Source organism: Streptomyces sp. NPDC059718 (genome assembly GCF_042733315.1).
Lineage (GTDB): Bacteria > Actinomycetota > Actinomycetes > Streptomycetales > Streptomycetaceae > Actinacidiphila.
In genome coordinates this window covers 1-1,856 of sequence record NZ_JBHWGA010000131.1, presented here as the reverse complement: position 1 = coordinate 1,856, position 1,856 = coordinate 1, and the positions used below count along the sequence as shown (strand labels likewise).

At 62.1% G+C, this 1,856-nt stretch carries 2 protein-coding genes; both read left to right on the top strand.

Annotated features, from left to right (window positions below):
* Window positions 1-593: 593 nt before the first annotated feature.
* Window positions 594-1,448, top strand: a complete 855-nt coding sequence (locus ACFV3E_RS46640) for a hypothetical protein (protein WP_500542623.1) — start codon at window positions 594-596, stop codon at window positions 1,446-1,448.
* A 22-nt stretch (window positions 1,449-1,470) separates the two neighbouring features.
* A complete protein-coding gene (locus tag ACFV3E_RS46635; protein WP_500542621.1) occupies window positions 1,471-1,701 on the top strand; it encodes a hypothetical protein in 231 nt (76 codons plus the stop codon).
* Window positions 1,702-1,856: the final 155 nt, after the last annotated feature.

Genomic DNA, 1,856 nt, shown 5'->3' with positions numbered 1-1,856 from the left:
GACCCTCCGCAACCTCGCCATCGGCGTGCTGAAAACCCTCGGAGCCGACAACATCGCCAAGACCACCCGAGCAATTCGCAACGAACCCGAGCGAGCACTCCACATCCCAGGCATCACTAACGATCAGACACCTATGGAACCTGATCAAGCCCTGCCCGCGTACGGAGAGGAGTGACCGGCTTCTGGACCTTTCGGCCGACCTTCCGATGAGTAGAAGCAACTCAACTTTCCCCACACGGAATTTTGTTCGTCAATGCCCCTTTAAGGTTGACACTTGGGTGAAGGTTGGCGTTTTCAAAGCCGGGCCCTCTCGATAGAATGAAAGGAGACTAATTTTCAATGCATTTCGCGCCAGAAATGATTTCCACTCCCTTTTCCTGCCGGGCCAGCAGCCCCCCGGCGGGTTCGATCGGATTTTTCTGTTTGATTCGGAGGACATAGATCGGACGGCGCCCGTATTGACGGCCGCTCCGCATGCGACCGCGATCAGTGCAAATGGGACGCTGGGGGTCACCACCTGCGGCAACAACAGCGCCTCGTGCGCGCTTTTCGCGCGATCAGACCGGGGAGCACACGCGACGGTGCTGTCTCGGATGGAGGTGATCCAGCGCAACTCCGCAGGAACCATCTGCAACATTACCAAGAGTCCGGACTTCACGGACAACATTGGGAGCGAGCACCACTACGGTCGCACGTTCTGGTTGCAGGGCATCCCGGTGCTGGATTCGTGCGGGTCGCGGGTGTTCACCGTGCGGATGTACGTGCAATTGCTGTCGGGGGACAACATCAAGATCGACGGCTCTGTCCCAGAAGCGTCGAACCAGGGCGAGACCCGCACCCACGCCATGCTCGTCAACAGCAACTATTCCCGATTCCAAATCGCGTTCCAAGCGCCGAACGGTCGTGAGTGGGAGATCGATCCTGATGGTGTCCCGTCTGAGACGCTCGCGACACTGTCGCCGGGGACGAACCCGAGCCTGGCCAGGACGTCGGATGGCAGACACCGAGAGAGTTTGGTTGCCTCTGATGGATTCTTGTGGCAGGTCGACGAGGATGGCTCGAGGCAGCGGTCCGGCAACGGACTGGGAGTAGCTGCGGGCACCAGTCCTGCCATCGCGGTAGGTGCCACGGATCGATGGCGGATCGCGTTCCAGGGCGGCGACCACCACCTTTGGACGGTGGACAGTGTCGACGGTCAGCATGACACCGGTCTCGTCATGAAGCCGGGAAACAGCCCGGCCATCGCGGCGCTGTCGGACGGTACCTACGTGACGGTGTACGCGGGTGCGGACACCCTCCTGCGGTACGTCACCACCAACGACGTCCCCCATTTGGTCGGCAACGGCCTGGGCCTGGCCCAGAACACCGCACCCGCCACCGCAGCAAACCCCTCGGGTGGGTGGAAGATCGCGTTCCAGGGCGGTGACAAGGACGGTGGATTCAGCTAACACGCAGGTGCAGACCCCGAGCGTGCTGGAGCCCACCAGTGGAGTCGGCACCGCGGCCCTGTCCACCGGCGGCTATGAGATCGTCTTCAAGGCGGCCAGCGACGGATTGCTACGCGAGATGGCCCCCGCTGGAACGGTGAGCATGGTTACCAACGGGCTCGGGATCGCCGCGCACACCAGCCCGGCTATCGCCGCTGGCCCCTATGGCACGTTCCAGATCGCCTTCCACGCCAGTGGTGTGGACACGGTCTGAACCGTCGACCCGAGCAACACCGGCCAGCCCATCGCAGCCAACACCAGCCCCGCCATCACGTAAGAAGCCGTTTCCCTATCGATCATGGTGAGCATCGGTTCGAGTGTGGCGACTCGGTCGGGTGATCTTCCGGATGTCCGGGCATGAGGGTAGGG